Consider the following 22,613-nt stretch of genomic DNA (forward strand, 5'->3'; position numbering starts at 1 on the left):
TGGCGCCGCCCGCGCCCACCAGCAGCGCGCGCTTGCCGCGCAGGTCGCAGCCTTCGTCGGCGAGTGCGGCGACAAAGCCGGCGCCGTCGAACATGTCGCCGTGCCAGCCGCCGTCGGGCGTGCGGCGCAAGGTGTTCACCGCGCCGAGGAACGCCGCCTGGTCAGAAAGGCTCGCGCAGAATTCCGTCGCGCTGAACTTGTGCGGCACGGTGATGATGACGCCGTCGACATTGCGCATGCACGCAACGCCCGCGAAGAACGCGGCGAGATCGGCCGGCGCGACGTGCGCGGGCACCACGAGCGCGTCGCGGCCCGCTTCGCGCATTGCTGCCGTCACGCCTTTGGGCGAACGCACCTGCGCGATCGGATCGCCGACGATGTAGTAGACGCGCGTGGCGCCGCTCAGGCCTTCGTCGAGCGAAACCGGTGTGGCCGCGACGGCCTCGGCGGGCGTGGAAGAGGGGGAAGTCATGCTGATTTCATCTCCTGGGTTGTGCTGGCATCATCGTGCACGATGCCGGGCGGTCTTGCGTGCGCGAGCGCGTGCTGCTTCAGGGAGCTCGCGCGGCTTGCATGGGTCGTGCCCCCGAAGCGCCGCCGTTGCGGCGCAATGGCGTTGGCGGGCGGCGTCAGCGGGCAGCCATCGTGCAGCCGATTTCCTGGCGGGTGCCGTAGAGCCGGTCGAGGTCGGTCGGGTTCTTCGGCACCACCGAGACCTGGTTGAGCCAGTCCCACTTGTCGGTGATGTGGTCCTTCACCTTGAACACGGTCCAGCGCCGCAGAAGCTGATGATCCCACGGACGGAAATACGCGGGGCCCATGCTGTCGCCCAGTTGCACCGTTTCGAGGCTCTGCACGATGTCCGGGCCCGAGGTGCTCTTCGCCTCGTTCACGGCCTTGAGCAGCGAGCGCATGGTGAACCAGCCGATCCATGCCTTGTCGGCGGGCGGCTTGCCGTACTTCGCGGTGTACTGCTTGATGAAGGCGATTTCCTCGGGCGAGTGGTCGGGCGAGCTGAAGTGCCACGGTTTGCCGTAGTAGCCGGTTGCGGCGTCGACGCTGATCGACCAGAGGTCGGAGTCGCCGATGATCGGGCAGGCCACCGGAATCTGGTTCTTCATGCCCATTTCGGCGTACTGCTTGAGGAACGTGGAGAGGTCGCCGCCGGGCAGGCCGAGCAGCACGACATCGGGCTTCGACTGGCGGATCTTGAGGATGAACGCGCTGAAGTCGGTGGTGTTCAGCGGCGTGACGTCCGCGCCGACGATCGTGCCGCCCGACTGCTTGAGCAGGTCCGACATCGAGCGCTGGATGTCCTGCCCATACGCGTAGTTCGCCACGAGGAAGTGCCATTTCTTGCCGATCGCGAGCAGCGACGGCGCGAGCGCGCGGCAGGTCACGGGCGTCGGACTCAGCACGCGGAAGGTGTACGGATTGCAACTGCTGCCGGTCAGCTCGCGCGCGGCGGCATTGGGCGCGATATAGGGCGTTTTGGTGCGCATTGCGACCGACGACATGGCCAGCGACGTGCCGCTGTTCGTGCCGCCGATCACGGCGACCGCCTTGTCCTCTTCGACGAGCTTCTGCATGTTCTGCTGCGCCGACTGCGGATTCGGTTCGTCGTACCAGACGAGGTCGACGCGGCGGCCGCGCGCCTGGTTGCCGGCCTGGTCGAGTGCGAGCTTTACGCCGTTGGCGATCACTTCCCCCTGTTCTGTCCACACGCCCTGCTTGGCCATCAGCAGACCGAGCTTGAGCGGCTGCTCGCCCTGCGCGCGCACGAAGGCGGGCGCCGCGAGCACCGCGGCACCGCCCGCGAGTGCCTTGCCGGCCGTGGCGAGCCACGCGCGCCGCGAGATCGCCGAGGCGGGCGGCGTTTCTGCCGTCGACGTTTCGGGGGCCGAAAGGTGGGTGTCCTGTGAGTGCTTGTCCGTCATGTGTCTCCGCTCCTGCCCCGTTTGAAGGGCCTGCTTCGTTGTGGTCGGCACATCGCGCAAAACGGCTGTGCCCGAAAAAAGCCAAAGTGAATCTTGATTCAAAGTGGAATAGTATTCAACAATTAAAGAGAATTTCAAGGTATCGGGGTAATCACCCGTAGCGGCGCTCCGGTGCCGATCTGTTCAACCGAAGCAAGGAGAGATGCGCAATGGCAAGGAGACGTATGGCGGTGATCGGCGCGGGTGCGATCGGCCGGATGCATGTAGAGCGCGCGCGGCTGCATCCGCATGCGCAAGTGGTGGCGATCGCGGACCCATCGCCGGCCGCGGAGCAGTTCGCGCGTGCCGAAGGGCTGCGCTGGTTTGCCGACTACGCGGCGCTGCTCGACGAAGTGCGCCCCGAAGGCGCTATCGTCGCCACGCCGAACGCGACGCATGTGGATGTCGGTCTCACGTGCGTCGCGCGCGGCGTGCCGGCGTTGCTCGAAAAGCCCGTCGCCGATCGCGTGGAGGACGCACTGCGGCTGGACCGCGCCGCGCGCGAGGCGAACGTGCCGTTGCTGGTGGGCCACCATCGCCGCCACAATCCGATCCTGCGCCGCGCGCGCGAGATCGTGCAGTCGGGGCGGCTCGGCAAGCCGGTGGCGGCCAACGCGCTTGCCACCTTCTACAAGCCCGACGGCTACTTCGGCGTGCAGTGGCGCCGCGAGACCGGCGGCGGTCCCGTGCTCATCAACCTGATTCACGACATCGACATCATGCGGTTTCTGTTCGGCGAGATCGTCGAGGTGCAGGCGCAGACGTCGAGCGGCGTGCGCGGTTTCGCGGTGGAAGATACGGCTGCCGTGCTGCTGCGTTTCGCGAGCGGCGCGCTTGGCACGCTCGTCGTGTCCGACACGGCGGCCGCGCCGTGGAACTGGGACCTCGTGGCGGGTGAGGCCGCGCATTACCCGCGTCAGCAGGAGAACGCGCACTTCCTGATCGGCACGGACGCGTCGCTCACGCTGCCGCAGCTCGACGTGTGGGAATACCGCAGCGGCAAGGGCTGGCACGAGCCGTTGACGGTGGAGCGCAGCACGCCGCATGCGGGCGATCCGTATCACGAGCAATTGCGCCACTTCGCCGCGGTGATCGCAGGCGAGGAGGCGCCGGTGTGCGCCGTGGACGACGGCGCGCGCACGCTCGCGGCGACACTGGCGGTGCACCAGGCGGCCGCGGCACGCGCGCCCATTGCGCTCGATCTCGCTGAAGCCGTGCGGCGATAAATACTCAGGATGGCTGATGACCGTGGCGATAGAACGCCACGGTCTCGCGCAGGCCGTCTTCGAGCGAGGTTTGCGGCAGGCCGGGCAGCAGGCGCGCGAGCGCGGGATCATGGGGAAACGCACTGGCGATCGGCAGCGGCGGCCCGCTCGCATCGATCTGCGCACCCGGAACGATGGCCGTGATCCTGTCGATTAACGTGCTGATCGACGTTATCTCGCCCGCCAGCGTGAACGCGTGCGCGCCCTCGAAGTCGTGCAGCAGCGCTGTTTCGTAGGCCGCGGCGACATCGTCGGCGAAGATGAGGCCCGTCGAGCCGCCGAACGGAATCGTATAGCGTTCGCCGCGCGCGGCCGCGCGGCAGGCGAGGCTCGGTCCCGCGCTCGAGCCCGATTCGCGCCCCGCGCCGTAGACCACGAGCGGCCGGAAGCCGATGCTCGCGATGCCGTGGTCGTGCCAGTACGCGCGGGCGGAGCCTTCGCAGGCGAGCTTGAAGGCGCCATAGTGCGTTTGCGGCAGCGGCGTCGCGCCGTCGTCGGGGCCGAACACGCCCGCGCTGCTCGCGTAGAGCACGCGGCGTATACCCGCCGCGCGTGCGGCATCGAACACGTTCAGCGTGCCGAGCAGGTTGATCTGTGCGCCGCGCACGGGATTCACCGCGCAATCGGGCGTGAGGATGCCCGCGAGATGAATGGCCGCGTCGCAGCCTTCGAGCGCACGGGCGGTGTCGTCCGCGCTGGCGATATCGCCGGTGCGCCACTGCACCGAGGCCGCGCGCTCGGGCGACAGCGTCTCGATGAGCCGCGCGTTCGCGCGCAGGTCGAACGCGACGCAGTCCATGCCGCGCGCCAGCAGCCGCTTCATGATCCACGCTCCCAGAAAACCGCTGCCGCCCGTGATCAGTACCCGCATTGTCCTGTCTCCATGTTGTTCATCATGTCACAAATTTTTGCTGAGCCGTATTTGTTGAATACTATTCCATATAGAAAATTAATTCCACAAATCTGCGCGATGGTGCTGCTCGGGAGCGCACGTCACGAGAGGGCGGTTTGTGACCGTAAATCCAGGGCATTGACCGCGAGCACGCCCATGCGAATCTGCTTGAATTCCAGTGTGGAATTGTGTTCTCATTTGGCTATTACGATAACGATGAGAAAGCTAAATGGCAGGGAATCTTGAGCGTGCGCTGGCCGTGCTCGAACTGTTGGCGAAGAATGGCGGCCGCATGCCGCTGGCCACGATTGCGGACACGCTGAACATTCCGCGCAGCGGCACGCACCGGCTCCTCTCGATGCTGATCGACGAGGGCTTCGTGCGCCAGGACGAAGAGCATGGCGAGTATCTGCTTGCCATGAAGCTCGTTTCACTGGCGTTGATCTATCTCTCGACGAGCGGGGTGTTCGACATTTCGCAGCCGGTACTGGACCGGCTGGCCGAGGCATCGGGCGAACTGGCGCGGCTTGGCGTGGTGGAGGGCGATCACCTTACCTTCGTCGGCAAGGCGCAGGGAGCGAAGTCGGGCTTGCGCTACGACCCGGACATGGGCAGCAACCCGCCGCTGCATTGCACGGCCAGCGGCCAGGCGTGGCTTGCCACCCTGCCGGACGAGCGCGCGATCGAACTGGTGTCGAGGCAGGGCGGGCTCGGCGCGAAAACGCGGAACGCGCCGCGTGCGCCGAAAACGATCCAGCAATTCCTGAAGGACCTGAACGGCGCGCGCCAGCGCGGTTACGGTGTCGCTATCGAGACCTACGAGGCCGGTATGACGTCGATTGCGGCGGCGGTGCGCAATCCCGTTACTCATGAGGTCGTGGGCATCGTGAGCCTCGCGGGTCCGAGTACTCGCTTGCCGGAGTCGCGTCTGAAAGAGCTCGCGCCGCATTTGCTCGAAGCCGCAACGGATATGGGCGCGGCCACGCTGACTTCGCGATATTTCAAGCAGAGTACCGTGGCCGGTGCCGATCGAACGTAAGCCGCCGGGCAATTCACCTTGAGTTCCGTTGAAGTGAACCGCTCCAGCGGTAAAGACCAATCTGACCGAATTTCCGGGCCCATCTCTGATTTTTCAGGTGATTTTTTTGCCACTCAGCGTATAAGCCTCCTTGATGATCTCAGGCGCGATTGCCGCGGCGTTGGCGACGTTCGCCCCCAAAGACCTCGCGACGCCAGCAGCCAGGATCTCTTTGCGCAGTCCGATCGTCTCCTTATCTCCGGACTTCTCCAGGTGATAGAGGTCGTAACTCGCTGAGTATTGGTCCAGCACGGGCTCGGGAGTCCACTCTGGCGCACCGGGCCTGAGATTCCGTGCGTAAGTTTCATTGACTGCTTCTGAAGGCGATGTGAACCCAGCCAGGGCCGCAACGCCTTTTTGGGCCTCGGCCAAGATACCCTTCGCCTCGAGTGAACTATAAGACGCAATCACGACAGGGTGCATCTCACTGGAGTATTTACCGTCTTCCGCGAAGATTGCCGGTCCATCCGCCCACGGATCAATCACCACATTACCAGGATGTCGCTGTGCTGACGCCGGATCACGGGCGAGTTCCGTCCACGCATGGTCATTACGGAAGTCAGTCACCCGTTGAGCGCTCTGATCAGGTTCCATGACAGTGCTAAGCATCGCCGCAGCGACCTCGGAATGTTCACCGCAATTTCCCGCTCCCGTGAACATCGCAGTTGCCGATATCTCTCCGGTTTTGGCAGCGGAGCCAGTCCGGCCTCCGAATAGCTGTTCGAACGCCGCTCCTGCGGGTATTTGCCTGGCCTGGAGCGTTCGAGCGGCAGCCGTGCGGACGATGGCCGCTTGTGAGTCGCTTTTGACATTGCCACGGCCGTGATTTAACGCTTCGCGGGTCAGTTCAAGTGCTTTCTGTCCATTTTCCAGATCGGCAAGGTCAGCACCTTCTACATGTTGTCTTTTTGCCGCACGGAGGAACAAGTACCCCGCCATCTCGGCCCGGATGGCGCTTGGACCGTTGCTGCTGGGGTCGCGTTTGGGAAGCGCTATTTTTCGCGAGGTGCGCGGCTGGGGCGGCCGGCTCATGAGCTCCGACAATACCCCCTCTAGAGTCGTAGGTTGAGTGACATCCGACTTTGGATGACTTTCAGGCCTGACCGGAGAGGCAGCGTGACCTATGGGCCCGCCTGATGGTGACAGTCGGATTATTGGCATGACGTATTCTCCGGCAAGGTTGGAGAGAAGTAACGCGCAGACTAGCGCACGGAACAATCGTATTGTTTCACGTTGACTTTAATGCACGCTTCACCCCAGACATGACTCGACGCGAAGCTCTTGCGCAGATCACGAACGTCTGCGGGGTTCCGATAACGCGTTGTTGGCCGAGCGCGGGTTCGGATGACTGAATCGTTTTTGTCACCGCTCCACCATGGCACCTTGACCACATCGCCGCGTCGGCGTAGGAATACGAATGAGTGGCCACTGTGTATTTTTTAAACACTATTGGCGTCTGTGCGTAAATCTGCACACCGCTTCGCGTTAGCGGGCCATTGCCAGGCGCATGCGGCGGATACTCGGGCGAGGTGTCCGACATACATGCGTTATCAAGGCATGGTGCGTGCCCTGATATGGGCTGTAAGGAGCAGGTTCATGCCAAAAATTTTCGGTCTCAACCCAACTGCAATCGTAAGAAGTCGCCTTGCCGATGTTCCCAACAGTGCTCCCGCTGCGACGGAGCGCGGCGGGAAACAAACCGGTGGGATTCTGGATGGTCTCGCATCGCGAAATCAGTTGCACGCATCGCCGGATCGCCCTTCTACCGGGTTGAAGAAGTTCATGGCGAATCAGGTATTCGGCAACGCGACTGATCGCAAAACGCTCGAACCTTGGCAACAAAGGAAAATTCGAGTGGGAATTGCCACCGGGCAGATCGAACCGGTGAAGATCAAGGGGAATGCCGGGGAATTGGCCGGGCACCTTTATAAAGCGACCTCTGACGAGAAAGCCGGAAAAGTCGCCTTGGTCCTGTCCGGATCAGGGGAGCCGGCAGAGATGCAAGTACCGGATATCGCGGATAAGTACCGAGAAAATGGAGTCGATGTCCTCGCGATAAACTATCGTGGCTTTGGTGCCAGCGAAGGAACGCCCAGTGAGAAAGGCCTCTATCAGGATGCTGAGGCGATGCTCGATCACTTGACGCATACGATGAATGTTCCGGCGGAAAATGTGTTGGTACACGGTTACTCAATGGGTGGCCCCGTTGCAGCACATCTTGCTACCAAAGCACGGTCGGAGGGGCTCAGCCTGGGCGGACTCGTCCTGGATCGGCCGATGCCAAGCACGTCTAAAGGGGTGCGTGCTCACTTTCCAAAAATAGGTGCTATCCCGGGGCAACTCGCCAAGCAGTCCGTTGGCGCGCTGAGCGTGGAGAAGAATCTCCAGGGTCAACCGGCAGGTACGAAGGTCGTGATGATGACCGATAGCGACGGATTGGGCAGGGAAGGTGAGTTGCTACGGGAACGCTTGCTCACGCGTGGATTCGACGTGTCCGGCAGTCAGGTCGATGCCGCGCATGACGAAAGTAATGTCGTCATGCGCGGCCAGTTCAGCGCAATCCAGCAAGCGTTTCTGCCTTCCGCGCCCACTCGACCGGCTCAGCCTGCCGTATCGTCACAGCGTCACGATGCACCGCAGGTCAGCGAACAGGATCAATTCATCGAGGACTTCAGCTACCTCAAGGATTATATTCAGGTTAGCTAATAATGAATTAATAACGCGTGAAAATTTTCCGATAATATAAAATGAAATTGCATGGAATCGCTGCGAAACTGCTTGATTTCAAGAGCACAGAACCGAATGGGCCGGTGTTGATTTCGCGCCCTTTTGACGTACGTGCGAATACGCCTCAGGCGCTTCAGGGATTGAAATCCATGCAACGCAAAAATTTGATGGAGGAGTACGTTTTTCTCGATGTGCCATTCGTTCATCAGCAGCACATCAATTTGTGTGGTGATGCAAGTGTCAACATGCTTCTTGCGTATCACGGCAAGACGACGAATGATCTGGCGAAAAATCCCCGAGGCATACTTTCCGGTCTTACCGTCAGTGGCATTATCGCCCAGATAAAAGAGAAAGGCCTGCAGCCCACTCACGTTCGGTTGCCGACGGCTCGAAGGGCCGAATGCAAGGCAAGCTGGCAAAACGGTCCTCTTTGCAAGGCGCTTGATAGGCACGGGCCCATCATATGTATGGGCAGACTGCCGGGCGATGTCGTCGATCACTGCATTGTATTGATCGGTGCTTCCGATGAAACTGTTGTGTACCACGATCCGTGGAGCGGACCTCGCTGTACAAAAACGCTTGAACAATTCAACGCGTTCCTTGATTGGAGTGATCCGTATACGATGATCGCCGGAAGCGGGCGAAGGCTAATCGGCCAATCGTCTTTATCTTCAGCGCAAAGCTAAAAGTCTCGAAGATCACTACCCGCACCGGAACCATTCAGGCTCGGCAACGCAAATAGCTGGTTCCTGACGACGGAAGCGGCGCCGATAGCGGCTCCGTCCACGCCGAGCCGTGTGATGTAGATCGGCGGCGCCGTGAAGCCGTGCATGAGGTTGCTCGCCAGCGCCCGTTTCACCCTCTGTTCGACGCGAGGGAACACTATGCTCAACGGTCCGCCAAGGACGATCTTTCCGGGGTCCAGCACATAGACAAGATTCAGGATGCCCGTTGTCAGGACGTTCGCCCATTCATCAAATGTTTCTTCGAGTGCAGGTGTGCGGCCGGTATGGTCCGTGCGTGCTAGCCATTCGAGACCGCGCTCGAAACTCTGATCTTTCGGCAGGAACGCGCGGAAACGTTCATAGCCCGCGAGCAGTTCGAACGTGTGCGACGCGATCGCGCCCGGAGTCGCCCCCATCACCATATGCCCCAGTTCGCCCGCGTAGCCACGCGCACCTTCGAGGATGCGTCCCTGCTGAACGATCGCGCCACCGAGACCTTCGGTCAGCAGAATCAGCAGCATGTTTTGCGCATCCTGCTCGCGAGCCATCGTGCGTTCGGCGTTCGCAAAGGCGACAGCGTCGTTGCAAACCGTGATGGGCCACGCCAGATCGCTGCGTGCGGACAGTATCTGTTTCAACGGCACATCGCGCCAGCGCAGGAACGGCGCGATGACCACGCGGCCGCCACGATCGACGAGTCCCGGCACCGAAACGCACAGGCCCTGAACGCGGCTCGGCTCGACGCCGCTCTCCTGCAGAAGACGTGCGGACAGGTTCGCGATCTGCTCGACCACGCGTTCGACGTTGTCCGCATGAGCCTCGATGGAATCGCTGAGCCGATGCGCGATGCGCATTTCCAGATCGACCATCACCGCCGTCAGGTTGAGGCTGGAGATATCGATTCCGATGGCGTAGGCGCCCTGCGGATTCAAGCGTATCCCTGATCCTGGCCGGCCAGGCCGGCCGCCCTCCACGCGGTCGGACGTTTCGACAACCAGCCCCGAGTCGATCAACTCCTTGACGGCGTGTCCAATCGTTGCACGCGTCAGACCCAACTCTCGCGAAAGATCCGCACGACTGAGCGTGACGCCGCGCTCAAGCTGTCGCAGACATCGCGCCGTATTGATGTGACGCAGCAGCATGGGGGTTGTCGAGGCGGTTTCCTGTGGCGCCGCCTCGGGCGTTGGGCTGTCCACGCGCGAAGACGGGGCAGGGGTGGTCCAGTCTCCGGGCACGGCCGCCGGCCGTGCCGAGTGAGGATCGAACTGCTTCTCCCGCGCGGCTTTGCGAAACCTGTACAGGTAGCTCTTCAACGTCGCGGTGGTGATGGCGAGCCCATTTTCGTTCAGCACCTTCACGACGTCTGAAATGCGCGCGCCGGCGCTCAGGCGCTGCTCGATGTCGGGCAGGACGCTGCGCAGCCTGGCGGCCTTGCTGCCGGCTTCGATCCCGGTAATGGCTGAGCGGAGTGATTGAGGAGGCTGCATCGTGCGATCCTGTCCAATTTTTTGCATTCTAGACGCATCCTTATCGCATTTCAAATGTATGTATATGACAAAAATAAGCGCGTTAACCCCGAATACATCGATTTTTATATTTGTTTAAAATACAAACAAATAGAGTGCAATCTCGCTGCCGATGCGTGGCTGCCGCCGACGTATTTCGTCCATCTCAACGTTTGACAGGAAACAACATGCTCAGGAATATCGACCCGCTTCTCGGCCCGGAACTGCTTGCGGTGCTGCGTGCCATGGGGCACGGCGAGGATATTGCGATCGTCGATCGCAACTACCCGGTGTTGAGCGCCGGTCCGCAAATCATCCGGCAGGACGGCGCCGACGGTCCGCGTGTACTCGACGCCATTCTTTCGGTTTTACCGCTCGACAAAGGCGCGCAGACGATCACCCGCATGGAGGTACGCAACCAGCCGGCCGAAATCCTGCCGGTCATGAGCGATTTCATTTCGATTGCGAACACCCACGCGCCGCATCTCGGGGTCGATTCGTTGCCGGCGGCCGAGTTCAAGGCGCGGGCCGCGAAAGCGGTAGCCATCGTCGTGACTGGCGAGGCGCGCGTGTACGGGAATATGCTGTTGCGCAAAGGCACCTTGCCGCTGTGAGCGGCAAACGAAAGACAGCATGCCGGTTAAACGGAGGACTTTATGACTGATGCGTTGATAAATTTGCGGTTTCTGGCCGCGTGTGCGATTGCCAGAGAGGCGGGGCAGTTGATCCGCAGGCGTTTCCTTGCGCGCGACGATGCATTGAATTTCAAGTTCAAAGGTCCTCAGGACTATCTGACCGAAACGGACGGAGAAGTCGAGCGACTGATTGCTGCGCGACTGGCCGCCTCGTTTCCCGACGACGGCTTTTTCGGCGAAGAGAGTGGCGGCGAAGCCGGCGATCGCGTGTGGATCGTCGACCCGATCGACGGAACGGCCGATTTCGCGCGCGGCGTGCCTTATTTCTGCGTGTCGATTGCATTTGTCCAGCATGGCAAGACGGAGATCGGCGTGCTGTACGACCCGATGCTCGACGAGTTGTTTGCCGCGCGCAAAGGGCACGGCGCCACCATGAATGGGCAGCCCATCAAGGTCAGCGCGATTGCGGACATACGTCAGTCCGTCGTCGAACTCGGGTGGTCGTCGCGCGTTCCGTTCGAGCCTTATGCCAAGGTTCTGGAGAAGCTACATTCGCTGGGCGCGGGCGTGAAGCGGCGCGGCTCCGGCGCGCTCGGCATCGCCTATGTGGCCATGGGGCGGCAGGATGCCTACTGCGAACTGCATATCAACTCATGGGATGCGGCGGCAGCCGTCCTGCTCGTCGAAGAAGCGGGCGGATGGGTCAATGACTTCCTCACGAAAGAATGTCTCACGCGGGGCAATCAGGTCGTTGCCTGCACGCCGGGACTGCGTGGCTGGCTCGAAACCGTGCTGAGCGTATAGCCAAAGCGTGGAATGCATCCGGTCGTTTTATCAAGGAGAGGAACAGTGCAGGAGAATTCGGTGAACCCCTTTGCATTGAAGGGGGAAATTGCTCTTGTCACGGGCGCAACACGAGGAATCGGCCGCGCGTGCGCGAAGGCCCTTGGCGAAGCGGGCGCAGCCGTGGCGCTCGGCTGCCGCGACATGCAGGCCGGCGCCGACGAGGCGCAAGCATTGCGCGATGCCGGCATCAACGCGGTCGCAGTGCAGATGGACATGATGTCGATCGAGTCGATCGAGCAGGCCGTGTCGATGGTAGAGACGGAACTGGGTCCGCTGTCCGTGCTGGTCAATAACGCAGGTCACAGCCGCCCGGCGCCCGCCATGGAGGTCAAGACCGGCGACTATGACGCGATGTTCGATCTGAACGTCAAGGGGGCTTTTTTCGCCTCTCAGGCCGCCGCGCGCAAGATGGCAACGCGCGGTCGCGGGTCGATCATCAACATTGCATCGCAGGCCGGGTTCGTCGCTCTCGATGGCGAGTCGATCTACTGCATGACGAAAGCCGCGATGATTCATATGACGCAATGTCTCGCCGTCGAATGGGCGCAGCATCACATCCGCGTCAACGCCGTTGCTCCCACGTTCATCCGGACGGACAGCACCAAAGGCTGGCTCGAGAACGAAGCCACGCGCAATTCACTGCTTGCGCGAATTCCGCTGCGCCAGATCGGCGAACCGGAGAACGTGGCGGAACCGGTCGTGTTTCTCGCCTCGAATGCGGCTGCGATGATGACCGGCGCCACGCTAAAGATCGACGGCGGCTGGACCGCCGTGTGATGTGGGGCCCACGGACGCCGTGAGAACGGCGTCCGCCTGCATCGATGTGCCTGATTCATTAAGTTCAGGATTACTGTTTATTCGGTGCGGGACACCGATGGAGAACGCTGTGAGAAAGGATGAAAGGCAATTGCGTATCGGCATATTGGGCTGTGGACCGATTTCGCAGTTTGCACACTTCGAGTCCGTGCAGAAAGCGCGCAACGCCACGTTGTTTGCGGTGTGCGATGTCGACGAAGGTCTCGCGCGACATTTCGGCCAGTTCTACGACGCGCAGAAGATCTATCTCGACTATGACGAGATGCTCGCGGACCCGGAGGTGGACGCCGTCGTGATCGGTACGTCCGATGCGTTCCACGTACCCGCGTCACTGAAGGCACTTGCTGCGGGCAAGCACGTGCTGTGCGAGAAACCCATCGGCGTTTCGGTCGAGGAGGTCGAGCAGCTCGCTCTGGAAGTTCGACGTTCGGGCAAGGTTCTGCAAATCGGCCACATGCTACGCTTCGATCCCGGCATCGAATCGGCGAAGGCATTCGTGCAGGATGAAATGGGCGAGATGCTGGCGCTCAAGGCCTGGTACTGCGATTCGACGCATCGCTATACCAACACGGACGCGATTCAACCCATGCCACGCCAGGGCACGCGCGTGCTGCGTCCGCAAGGCGACCCCAAAGCCGACAGGCAACGGTATTTCATGCTGGCGCACGGCAGCCATCTCGTCGATCTCGCGCGCTATCTCGGCGGCCCGATTCGCGCGGTCGATGCGAGGCTGCGAGAGAAATTCGGCGCTTATTGCTGGTTCGTGGACGTCGATTTCGAAAACGGCACGCTGGGGCATCTGGATTTGACCATCGCGGTTCGCATGGACTGGCACGAAGGGTTTCAGATCTACGGCGAGCACGGTAGCGCGACCGCGAAAATCTATAACCCCTGGTACTACAAGGCGAGCGACGTCGAGATTTTTCACGAGCGTAATGAGACGACCACGCGCGTGCTGGGAGCCGATGGGCATTTCTATCGACGCCAGATCGAAGGGTTCGCGGATACGGTGCTGAATGGCGTCGCGGCACGAGGCGCCGATATCGACGATGGTGTTGCGTCGATCCGGGCAATGGTCGCGATTGCGCAATCGGTGCATAGCGGAGCGCCGGTCGCCCTCGATGAAGTCGGGGGTGCGTTGTGATGACGCCAGGCGTTTTTGCCCGGACGTACGCCGCGAAATACCCCGGCGATCTGTTCGCGCGGATACGTGCCGACGGGTTCTCCGCCGCGCAGTTCAACCTTTCATGTGCGGGTTTTGCGGCATTGCCCGACGCGTTTCCGTCCGGCATGGGGGAGCGTATTGCCCAAAGCGCCAGGGAAGCGGGCCTGACGCTGTGCGCGTTATCGGGTACCTACAACATGGCGTATCCAGACCCTGCACAACGACAACGCGACAGAGCCGGGTTCGAAAACGTGATGCGGGCAGCGCGCGAGATGGGCGTCTCGCTGGTGACCTTGTGCACCGGATCGCGCGATACCTCGAATATGTGGCGCGCTCATCCCGACAACCGCTCTGACGAGGCATGGCATACCCTTCGCGGTGAACTCGATTTTGCGCTGGCACTTGCCGAGGCATTCGATCTCGTGCTCGGTATCGAGCCGGAACCGGGCAACGTGATTGCAGATGCGAGGCTCGCGCGCAGGATACTCGATGAGATGGGTTCGACGCGTCTTGGCATTGTGCTCGACGCCGCCAATCTTCTTCCGCCCGAGGCGCAGCCCCGGCAGAACGAGATCGTTGCGGAGGCTGCGGAACTGCTCGGGGGCAGCCTGTTTCTCGTGCATGCGAAGGATATAGACCGTCATGGCACCGTCGTTCCCGCAGGCCAGGGCGCCGTCGATCTTCCGGCATTCGTCGCCCGGATGAAAGCGGTTGGCTACGATGGTCCGCTCGTCGGCCACAACTTCGAAGAGTCCGATGCGCCCGGCGTGGCATCGTATCTGTCGTCAATCATTCAGGACTGCGCGCGATGACTGGCCGCTACTTTGAAACGGCGGATGGATGCAGGCTGGCATTCGTGGATGAGGGCGAGGGTCTGCCGGTGTTGTGGCAGCACGGGTTGGGCGCGGACCGCAGGCAACCGGCAGAGGTTTTTCCCGCGATCGACGGCATTCGCCGCATCACGCTCGAATGTCGCGGCCACGGTCTTTCCGCGTTAGGGAGCGTCACGGCATTGTCGATCGCACAGTTTGCCGATGATGCCGTGGCCCTTCTGGATCATCTTGGCATCGGGCGCGCGGTCGTCGGCGGCATATCGCTTGGCGCGGCTGTGGCGTTGCGCATCGCGGTGTCGCGCCCCGAACGCGCGGCCGCGCTGATTCTTGCGCGGCCGGCGTGGGTGGACACGGCGGGTCCCGAGCAACTGCAGATCTATCGCGACGTGGCCGATCTTCTCGCGAAACATGGGGCCCGCGAGGGTTTGATGCGACTCGAAGCCGGCGAGCGTTTGCAAGAGATCGAAGTAGTCTCGACCGATAACGCGGCATCGATGCGTGGCTTTTTCACGCGGGCCGATCCGGAGTCGACCATTGCGCTGTTGAGTCGCATTCCCGCACAGGGGCTGGACGTTCAACGCAGCGATATCGGCGGGCTCGATTTGCCGACGCTCGTCGTTGCCAACGGCCAGGATTATGTGCATCCAGTGGAAATGGCGCAGACGCTGGCCGACCTGATTCCGGGTTCGACGTTGAGGATCGTGACGTCGAAATCTGTAAGTCGCAACGAGTACCTCGCCGGGATGGAACGGGCGTTGCGCGAGTTTCTGATGCCGATGCGGAGCACGTCATGACACAGGCCACAAAGAGCTTGCAGACACCAGACGGCGCATCCATTCTCGTGATCGATATCGGTGGTACGAACGTCAAGTTTGGCTACGCATGTGGCGGCCAACCGCTGGCTTATCGCAAGCTCTTTTCGAGCGATGCGCTCAGAGCGGGGGATCCTGTGCAAGCACTGGCACGAATGGTCGGGAATGTGATCGCGGAGACAGGCATCGCGCCACAGACGATAGTCGCCGCCGTGCCGGGATTTATCGACCGGGATGGCGATCGCGTTCTGCATGCCGCGAACATCGGGAGTCTCGATGGCCGGCGGCTGGGTACCGAGCTTGCGCGGCTCGTCGGCTGCACCGTTCTCCTTGAGCGTGACGCGGTATTGGCCCTGCTGGGCGAGACGCGAGCGGGCATTGTTGGGGATGCAAATGATGTTCTCGGCATCTTCTTCGGCACCGGGATCGGTGCGGCTTACGTGAATGACGGCAAGCCGTTTCGCGGCGGCGGCTGGGCGCTGGAAATCGGTCTGATGCCGTTTTGCGCGCAAGGTCCTGTGCCCGAGGGCGTGCGACCGGACTGCCTCGAAGCCTATGCATCCGGGCGTGCGCTGCAAGCTATTGCCGAGCGTAACGGCGTGTCCATTGACGGTGTATTCCAGGCATCGGGGTTCGATTCTTCGTTGGAGAAAGAGCTGTCGCGCTTCGTCGGATATCAGGCGATGGCGGTGGGCGCGGCCATTGCGATGATGTCGCCGTCTGTGATTCTTCTCGGTGGCGGAATCATGGATATGGCCGGCTATCCGCGGGAAGCGTTGACCGAACTCATCGGCCGTTTCGTGCCGATGGCGGAGACGGGACGCACGTTGGATGTGCGCTGGTCCCGGCACGGCTGGACCGCCGTTTTGCATGGGGCATCCGCGATCATCGCGGGGGGCATGGCTACGCTATAGGTAGAAAATAGATTCCCGAATGGTTGGAGGTGCTAAGCAGGATTGCAGTTTTTGAGTGTGCGTTGCTTAATCCATATTTCTATTTTGAAAGAGAAATTCAAAATGAATATGCCTCAGAAGAACGCGTATCGGCAATTCAAAAAAACAGGCAATCTATCGCAAATCTCCGCTTGCTACGAGGAGGGGCGCAACATCCTGTGGGTGATGTTGCACCCGCGGCCGCGCCCCTGCTTCAATGTCGAACTCGTGCGTGAAATTCTCGAACTCGCCCAGGCCGCCCGGGAATCCGATGTGCCGATCGACTTCTGGGTCACCGGCTCAAAGGTTCCGACGATGTTCAATGTCGGCGGGGACCTCGATTTCCTGGCGAAAGCGATTCGCATGGGAAAACGCCAGGAGCTGATGGCCTACGCACAGGCCTGCGTCGACTGCGTGTATGCAGCAGCGCGAGGGTTCGATACCGGGGCCATTTCGCTTGCGATGGTCGAAGGAACCGCACTTGGCGGAGGGTTCGAGGCAGCGCTTGCACATCATTTCCTGCTCGCTCAGCGCGACGTACAAATGGGGTTCCCGGAAATCGCGTTCAATCTCTTTCCCGGTATGGGCGGGTATTCGCTCGTCGCTCGCAAGGCAGGCATGCTGCTCGCCGAAGAGCTGATCGTCGGAGGCGAGTCGCATACAGCGCAATGGCATGCGGAGAAGGGGCTCGTCGATCAGGTATTCAAGCCGGGCGATGCCCAAGCCGCGATGCATACCTTCATCGACAAACTGCGCCCGAAACTGAACGGCATTCGCGCCATGATACGCGCGCGCCAACGCGTGTTGCCGTTGTGTCGTGCGGAATTGCTGGCGATTACTGAAGACTGGGTCGAAGCCGCCTTCGATATCAAGGAGAAAGATCTCGCCTTCATGGAGCGTCTCGTCGTCATGCAAAACCGGCGCTCGTCCAGTTTGCAAATGGGGTCTACGAATTTTTTCGAAAACGGGTAGGTCCGGTAGGGTAGGCAGTGGGCAGGGGCGTATTACGAAGGTGCGAGCTGTTTTCTTCGGTACGCCAACTGACCGCGTGTGATGCCGAGAATCGCGGCTGCCCGTGAGGCATTACCTCCGGCCTGATCGACCGCGGCGCTGACCATCGTCCTTTCCATCTGAGCGAGAGTGACGCCATGGCGGCGCATGAGTTCGCTCACGATTGCCGAGTGATCCGGTTCCGCCTCGTCCCGATGCAAAGCGGGAGCCGCTTCTGCGGTGCTCTTTTCCGAAGGAATCGACACGATGTGATCCGTTTGCGTACGCTCGCGCGAAAGCTCCTTCATCGTAATGACATGTGAAAGGTCGAGCGGCCGGTCGTTGTCGCTGAGAATGATTGCACGCTCGAGGACATTCGAAAGCTCACGGATATTGCCGGGCCAGGGGTACGAGAGCAGCGTGGCCATGGCTTCCGGCGCGAGTCCGTGGACCTGGCGGTCGTAGGCCTTCGAATAGCGCTCGACGAAGTGCGCAATAAGCACCGGGATATCTTCCTTGCGTTGCCGCAGCGGCGGAATCTGAATCGGGAAAACATATAGGCGGAAGAACAGGTCTTCCCGGAAATGGCCTGCACGCACGGCGCCCCAAAGATCCTCGTTGGTTGCGGCAATGATGCGAACGTCAGCGTGCCGGGCCGTGCCGCTGCCGAGGCGTTCGAACTCTCCCGTTTCCAGTACGCGCAGCAATTTGCCTTGCGCGGTAAGCGGCAGGGTCGCGATCTCATCCAGAAACAGAGTGCCATTCTCGGCGAGTTCGAAACGCCCTGCACGGGCGGCCTCGGCACCGGTGAAAGCGCCGCGCTCCACACCAAACAGTTCGGCTTCCATCAAGCTCTCGGGAATGGCCGCGCAGTTTATGGCCACGAACTGCTGCGCCGCCCGGTGACTCCGCTCGTGCAGCAGGCGGGCCAAAGCGCTCTTGCCGACGCCGCTTTCCCCCAGCAACAGTGCGGTCGCCCCGGTTGGTGCCACACGGTTGATCTTCTGGACAACAGCCTGGAAAGCCGGCGACATGCCAACTATCTCCGACTTACCCTTGGACTGTTCATGCGGGAGTGCCGCCACGCGTCGCTTTTCTCTTCTTTCCTTTGCCTTGAAATCAGGCACATGATCCATGACTGGCGCGTTCAGGAACTGCAGCTCCGTCTCCGGATCGGCCCATTCGCTTGCCGGCTGGGCGATGACATGGCACACGTCGTGCCCCATTGCCCGACAGCCGATTTCCCGCACGAGGATCAGCTTCCCCATGCAGGCGCTCAGGAAGCCGCTTGCGTATCCGGTCTGTAGCCAGCATGCGGGCGTCGAACTGAAGCTATGCGACAGTCGGTGGTCTTCGTCTTCGAATGAATGTTCCCACAGGAATTCCAGACGGCAGCGCCCTTGCGTCACGTCCAGGTCCGCGCTGATCAGCTTGGAGAGGGCGACCCCCTGTAGCGCATGAAGCTGCGGGCCTCGCGCCAGCAAATCGAATATAGCGGCGCCCGGTGCATGAAGTTGTAGTGCTGTCTCCGCGTCGCGTGTGCCTGAAGAAAACCCGATGCGAGTCAGGATCGCTCTGGCGGAATAACTGCCGAGTGAGGCAATCAGTTCGCCGCGCAAATCGTTGAGCGCGGCGAGATGCATCATGATCATGCGCTGCTTGCCCAGATAGATCTGCGCCCGCTCGGGATTGAAATGGAGCTTGTCTTTGAGTAGTGCGATATCGGGGAAGTCCATGCGGCTGAGTGCTTTCGGCATCGATGTCTCCCTTGGCTTGCCGGGCGGCCTGCCAAAGGAGGTTAAAAATTTTGCAGTGGGGCATCATTTTTTTTCAGGTACCGCGAAAAATCAACCGCGACCGATTTGTGGTTTTATATTGCAATGCAGCATTATCGATGTTCTAAGTTTTATATTTTTTCATAGTTTTAACGGAAAATGAGAAATGATGCGACGCATCATTTTTGTGATGGCATGATGATTGCTTGATAGATCCGGCGGCGCGATAGTGGCTGCGCAAGAAACCCCTTGAAGGAGCAGTAATCATGTCGGAGCTTTCAAGCCTGGGATACACCGTGTTCCAGGTGAGCAATTTGAGGAAATGGGAGGATTTTGCAGTTGACGTGCTTGGCCTGATGGCGGGCCAGCGAAATTCCGGTTCACTTGGCTTGCGTATGGACGAGTACGCGCAGCGCATCCTGCTGGAGGAGGGGCGCGACGACGACATTGCCGCGGCAGGCTGGCAGTTCGATACGGAGGACGAGTTGCATGCCTACATCACGCGACTGAAGAGCACGGGTCTTCCGGTCCGCGATGGCGGCAAGGACCTTGCCGCGAGCCGGCAGGTGGAGCGTGTCTTCTGTTGCGACGACCCGAATGGCTTCGTCCATGAATTTTATTGCGGCCCGACCTATGCCCCGGGTTCTGCGCCGTTTCACTCGGCGCGACTAAAGGGAGCGGGATTCGAGACGGGACGCCTCGGCATGGGACATATCCTGCCCGTTTCGAAAGACTACGTTAGGTCGCTCGACTTCTATAAGAACGTGCTCGGCCTTCGTATCAGCGACACGATTCGCGATTCGCATACCATGCCCGGTGTGATGATCGATGCGACTTTTTTTCACACGCGAACGGGGCGCCATCATTCGCTGGCCACAGCATCCATGCCTTTCCCGAAGCGGCTGCACCACGTGCTGCTTGAGGTGCAGAGCATCGACGATGTGGGTATGGCCTATGACCGCTGCCTGAATGCCGGTCTGACGATCCACGCGGGATTGGGACATCATCCCAATGACCAGATGTTCTCCTTTTACGTCCAGACGCCGTCGGGTTTCGGACTCGAGTATGGCTATGGCGGTGTCGTCATCGACGACCTTGCGTGGGAAGTGAAAAACTACAGTCAGCTGAGCGACTGGGGCCATCGGCCTCCGGCCATGTCCGTGTAAGCGGTTCGCGTTCGGGCAGACTGTCACGACGACGCGATTCCACCAAAGGTATTCCGTGCAGCGCACCGTGCGAGTGACACGGTGCGGTCCGTGCATCACGAATAACGGATCGGTTCTTCAATTCAGGAATACAGAATATGGCTGAAACTGCGCTAGCGAAAACGCCGGTGCCGCGCATCGATACGTTGCCGGATTGCTTCCGACAGGGAATGCGCCGCCTGGCAGCCGGCGTTTGTGTGCTGACGTCCGATCTGGACGGGATGCCGGTCGGGTTGACGGCGACGGCCGTGACCTCGTTGTCCGCGGAGCCGCCGCGCCTGCTGGCTTGCGTGAACCGCAAGGTGTCCACGTATACGGCCTTCGAAAAGGCGCGTGCTCTATGCGTGAACGTGCTGTCCGCGAGCGACGTGGATATCGCTCGACGTTTTGCAGGGATGGTGCCGGATGTCAGCGGGCCGGATCGATTCGCGACGAGTATGTGGAAAGGCAAGGTGCCGGCATTGTCCGGCGCACTGGCGAGTTTCCAGTGCCACATAGCCGAGATGGTCCAGGCAGGCACGCATTCCATTTTGATTTGCGACGTGGAGAGTGTCGTTGTAGGAGAAGTCGACACAGCGCCGCTCGTGTACGCGCACGGGCAGTTCAGCGCGCTTGTCGACGATTCGAGTGTTAAGGAGAAGGAAGGAAATGAATGTCGCTAACGAAATGATTTACGCGCCGTCGGTGAAGGAACTGGTTGCGCGCGCCAACGCAATGATTCCTGCACTACGTGCCAGCGCCGCTGAAGTAGAACAGGCGCGCAGTGTGCCAGCAGAGACGATCGAGGCCTTCAGGCAGGCCGGTTTCTTCAAGATACTGCAACCGAGGCGCTGGGGGGGATGGGAAATGGACCCGGGCGTATTCTCCAGGGTACTGATGGAACTTGGTAGAGGGTGCCCATCCAGCGCGTGGAACATGATGATTCTGGGTGTCCACCAGTGGGAGTTCGGTACGATGGACCCGCGCGCGGGGGAAGCATTGTGGGCAACGGACCCGAATATCCTGGTCGCTTCGTCTTATGCTCCGTTCGGGAAATGTCGCCGGGTGGAAGGCGGATGGCTCGTGAGCGGCGAATGGCGAACCTCCAGTGGGTGCGATCACGCCGAAGGCGGTGCCATGCTGGGTGCGTTTGCGTTCGACGAAAAAGGCAATCCTCGCGATCACCGCGCCTTCCTCGTGTCGCGCGACGACTACGAGATTATCGACGACTGGCATGTCGTCGGACTCGGCGGTACCGGGAGTAAGAGCGTGCGTATCAAGGGCGAGGCATTCGTGCCGGATTATCGTTCGCACAGCATCGTCGACTATCGGAAATCCAACCGGCCGGAGCCGTATCTGTACCCGTTCAGCCAGGTTTTCTATGGGGCGGTGTCGTCGGTCATCATCGGCTACGCACGCGGCATGATCGATCTGTACATCGAACAGATGACGTCGCGCCAGAATGTCATGGGGCCGGGGGGCGCGGCACAGAACCCGTACGTGAAGGACAAGCTCGGCAACGCCGCATTGCTGGTCCGCTCGGCACAGGCACGCCTCGCGCAGGTCTATGCGGACGCATCGGCTCACGTTAGCCAAGGCGAGTTGGTGCCTCTGAACGATCGCGTCTATCACGCCCTTGAAATTCAGCGCTGCGGCAAGGATTGCCTCGATGCTTCGCTCATGCTGTGGAAGAAGCTCAGTGCGCGCGCGGTTGCGCTGAGCAACCCGGCGCAATTGTGGATGCGCGCCATGCTGGTCGCTGCCAACCATATTACCCAGAACGAAGACGATACGGCGGGTGTGCTTGGCGGGTATCTGCTTGGCCAGGGTGTTCCGCCATTCCTGTTCGGTTTGCCGGAAGCGCAGTAGTACCAGACACGCCCCGGAAAAGCCGCGCTATGGGCGCGGTTTGCCGGGGCGTCCGCGAGAGGTGAACGCGGTGGCATGAGTGAACGAGGGCACGCGTGATATTCGCACCGAAGCGACCGGAGGAGCTTCAGAAGTTCGACATCGTTTGAGAGATCGGCGCGCCCTGCTCCTGGCTCAGTTTCGGGGGACTGGGAGTCCAGCAGGACACAGGGCAAGCTTCAGCCCACGATCTGGCAGTTTGTTGAAAAGTGCCCCGTTTTGATAACCAGAGTGCTGGCTAAGGGGGCTTACGCAATTTGTACCGAGTCACCTGCTTTGGCAATAGTCATTTCGTTTTTCTGAAACATGCTTCGCATCAACGGAATATCTCGAACGAGGTTCGATCGATCATTTCCACTCGTACTCCTCCCGGCATAAGATCCGCAAACGTTTCCGCTGCATTGTCGGGAGTATCTCCGCAGGCGCGAACGGCGGACGACTATGTGAGACTGCAGCCGTGGAATTTCACATGTGGGAGAGCACCAACAACGTATCGCCGTTCCTGAGTAACGTTTATCAAGGTTTTGGCTCTAACCGGCGGTGGATCGA

The 22,613-nt window shown here is 60.8% G+C and carries 20 protein-coding genes and 1 pseudogene; 15 read left to right on the top strand and 6 right to left on the bottom strand.

Annotated elements, in window-relative coordinates; genetic code table 11:
* Nucleotides 1-472 (bottom strand): annotated as a pseudogene (locus GXB81_RS17270) (shikimate dehydrogenase); the annotation flags it as partial.
* 157 nt (nucleotides 473-629) lie between these two features.
* Entirely contained in the window at nucleotides 630-1,937 is a 1,308-nt protein-coding gene (locus GXB81_RS17275; protein WP_205989857.1) for an ABC transporter substrate-binding protein, read from the bottom strand.
* 209 nt (nucleotides 1,938-2,146) lie between these two features.
* Here GXB81_RS17275 and GXB81_RS17280 point away from each other — a divergent pair, with 209 nt between their 5' ends.
* Nucleotides 2,147-3,202 carry a Gfo/Idh/MocA family oxidoreductase gene (locus tag GXB81_RS17280; RefSeq protein ID WP_205989858.1) on the top strand — a complete coding sequence of 352 codons (1,056 nt, stop codon included), beginning with the start codon at nucleotides 2,147-2,149 and terminating at the stop codon, nucleotides 3,200-3,202.
* 4 nt (nucleotides 3,203-3,206) lie between these two features.
* Here the strand turns inward: GXB81_RS17280 and GXB81_RS17285 are convergent, their stop codons facing one another.
* Nucleotides 3,207-4,112 carry an NAD(P)-dependent oxidoreductase gene (locus GXB81_RS17285; protein ID WP_205989859.1) on the bottom strand — a complete coding sequence of 302 codons (906 nt, stop codon included), beginning with the start codon at nucleotides 4,110-4,112 and terminating at the stop codon, nucleotides 3,207-3,209.
* Nucleotides 4,113-4,362: 250 nt separating this feature from the next.
* Between GXB81_RS17285 and GXB81_RS17290 the strand changes: the two genes are divergently transcribed.
* Complete coding sequence (locus GXB81_RS17290) at nucleotides 4,363-5,172, top strand: IclR family transcriptional regulator (protein ID WP_205989860.1); 810 nt, start codon at nucleotides 4,363-4,365, stop codon at nucleotides 5,170-5,172.
* Nucleotides 5,173-5,265: 93 nt separating this feature from the next.
* Here GXB81_RS17290 and GXB81_RS17295 read toward each other — a convergent pair whose 3' ends face one another.
* Complete coding sequence (locus GXB81_RS17295; RefSeq protein WP_205989861.1) at nucleotides 5,266-6,138, bottom strand: hypothetical protein; 873 nt, start codon at nucleotides 6,136-6,138, stop codon at nucleotides 5,266-5,268.
* Nucleotides 6,139-6,807: 669 nt separating this feature from the next.
* Between GXB81_RS17295 and GXB81_RS17300 the strand changes: the two genes are divergently transcribed.
* Together GXB81_RS17300 and GXB81_RS17305 are read left to right on the top strand one after the other, a co-directional pair.
* On the top strand, nucleotides 6,808-7,917 hold the full coding sequence (locus GXB81_RS17300) for an alpha/beta fold hydrolase (protein WP_205989862.1): 1,110 nt from the start codon (nucleotides 6,808-6,810) through the stop codon (nucleotides 7,915-7,917).
* 41 nt (nucleotides 7,918-7,958) lie between these two features.
* A complete protein-coding gene (locus GXB81_RS17305) occupies nucleotides 7,959-8,624 on the top strand; it encodes a papain-like cysteine protease family protein (protein ID WP_205989863.1) in 666 nt (221 codons plus the stop codon).
* Here GXB81_RS17305 and GXB81_RS17310 read toward each other — a convergent pair.
* Nucleotides 8,621-10,177, bottom strand: coding sequence for an ROK family transcriptional regulator (locus GXB81_RS17310; RefSeq protein WP_205989864.1), 1,557 nt, complete (start codon nucleotides 10,175-10,177; stop codon nucleotides 8,621-8,623). The two genes, GXB81_RS17305 and GXB81_RS17310, sit on opposite strands and share 4 nt — an antisense overlap.
* A gap of 179 nt (nucleotides 10,178-10,356) precedes the next feature.
* Between GXB81_RS17310 and GXB81_RS17315 the strand changes: the two genes are divergently transcribed.
* The 8 genes from GXB81_RS17315 (at nucleotide 10,357) to GXB81_RS17350 (ending at nucleotide 17,179) form a co-directional block, all read left to right on the top strand.
* On the top strand, nucleotides 10,357-10,782 hold the full coding sequence (locus GXB81_RS17315; RefSeq protein ID WP_205989865.1) for an RbsD/FucU domain-containing protein: 426 nt from the start codon (nucleotides 10,357-10,359) through the stop codon (nucleotides 10,780-10,782).
* A 42-nt stretch (nucleotides 10,783-10,824) separates the two neighbouring features.
* Nucleotides 10,825-11,607 carry an inositol monophosphatase family protein gene (locus tag GXB81_RS17320; protein ID WP_205989866.1) on the top strand — a complete coding sequence of 261 codons (783 nt, stop codon included), beginning with the start codon at nucleotides 10,825-10,827 and terminating at the stop codon, nucleotides 11,605-11,607.
* A gap of 60 nt (nucleotides 11,608-11,667) precedes the next feature.
* A complete protein-coding gene (locus GXB81_RS17325; protein ID WP_205989867.1) occupies nucleotides 11,668-12,426 on the top strand; it encodes a glucose 1-dehydrogenase in 759 nt (252 codons plus the stop codon).
* 109 nt (nucleotides 12,427-12,535) lie between these two features.
* Nucleotides 12,536-13,609: a Gfo/Idh/MocA family oxidoreductase gene (locus GXB81_RS17330; RefSeq protein WP_346777803.1), complete on the top strand. Its 1,074-nt coding sequence runs from the start codon at nucleotides 12,536-12,538 to the stop codon at nucleotides 13,607-13,609.
* A complete protein-coding gene (locus tag GXB81_RS17335; protein ID WP_205989869.1) occupies nucleotides 13,609-14,442 on the top strand; it encodes a sugar phosphate isomerase/epimerase family protein in 834 nt (277 codons plus the stop codon). The genes GXB81_RS17330 and GXB81_RS17335 overlap by 1 nt, the downstream gene beginning before the upstream one ends.
* Nucleotides 14,439-15,257 (top strand): alpha/beta fold hydrolase, encoded by an 819-nt coding sequence (locus GXB81_RS17340; RefSeq protein ID WP_205989870.1) that lies wholly within the window; start codon nucleotides 14,439-14,441, stop codon nucleotides 15,255-15,257. The genes GXB81_RS17335 and GXB81_RS17340 overlap by 4 nt, the downstream gene beginning before the upstream one ends.
* A complete protein-coding gene (locus GXB81_RS17345; RefSeq protein ID WP_205989871.1) occupies nucleotides 15,254-16,189 on the top strand; it encodes an ROK family protein in 936 nt (311 codons plus the stop codon). Before GXB81_RS17340 ends, GXB81_RS17345 begins: the two co-directional genes overlap by 4 nt.
* Nucleotides 16,190-16,291: 102 nt before the next feature.
* Nucleotides 16,292-17,179 (top strand): crotonase/enoyl-CoA hydratase family protein, encoded by an 888-nt coding sequence (locus GXB81_RS17350; protein ID WP_205989872.1) that lies wholly within the window; start codon nucleotides 16,292-16,294, stop codon nucleotides 17,177-17,179.
* 32 nt (nucleotides 17,180-17,211) lie between these two features.
* Here GXB81_RS17350 and GXB81_RS17355 read toward each other — a convergent pair whose 3' ends face one another.
* Entirely contained in the window at nucleotides 17,212-18,954 is a 1,743-nt protein-coding gene (locus GXB81_RS17355; RefSeq protein WP_167044180.1) for a sigma-54-dependent Fis family transcriptional regulator, read from the bottom strand.
* 284 nt (nucleotides 18,955-19,238) lie between these two features.
* Between GXB81_RS17355 and GXB81_RS17360 the strand changes: the two genes are divergently transcribed.
* The 3 genes from GXB81_RS17360 (at nucleotide 19,239) to GXB81_RS17370 (ending at nucleotide 22,025) form a co-directional block, all read left to right on the top strand.
* Entirely contained in the window at nucleotides 19,239-20,138 is a 900-nt protein-coding gene (locus GXB81_RS17360; RefSeq protein WP_167044177.1) for a VOC family protein, read from the top strand.
* Between the two features lie 137 nt (nucleotides 20,139-20,275).
* On the top strand, nucleotides 20,276-20,839 hold the full coding sequence (locus GXB81_RS17365) for a flavin reductase family protein (protein WP_205989873.1): 564 nt from the start codon (nucleotides 20,276-20,278) through the stop codon (nucleotides 20,837-20,839).
* Entirely contained in the window at nucleotides 20,826-22,025 is a 1,200-nt protein-coding gene (locus GXB81_RS17370) for an acyl-CoA dehydrogenase family protein (protein WP_205989874.1), read from the top strand. Before GXB81_RS17365 ends, GXB81_RS17370 begins: the two co-directional genes overlap by 14 nt.
* The last annotated feature ends 588 nt before the right edge of the window (nucleotides 22,026-22,613 follow it).

This window comes from Paraburkholderia sp. Ac-20336 (genome assembly GCF_017105025.1).
In the GTDB taxonomy this organism is placed as follows: domain Bacteria; phylum Pseudomonadota; class Gammaproteobacteria; order Burkholderiales; family Burkholderiaceae; genus Paraburkholderia.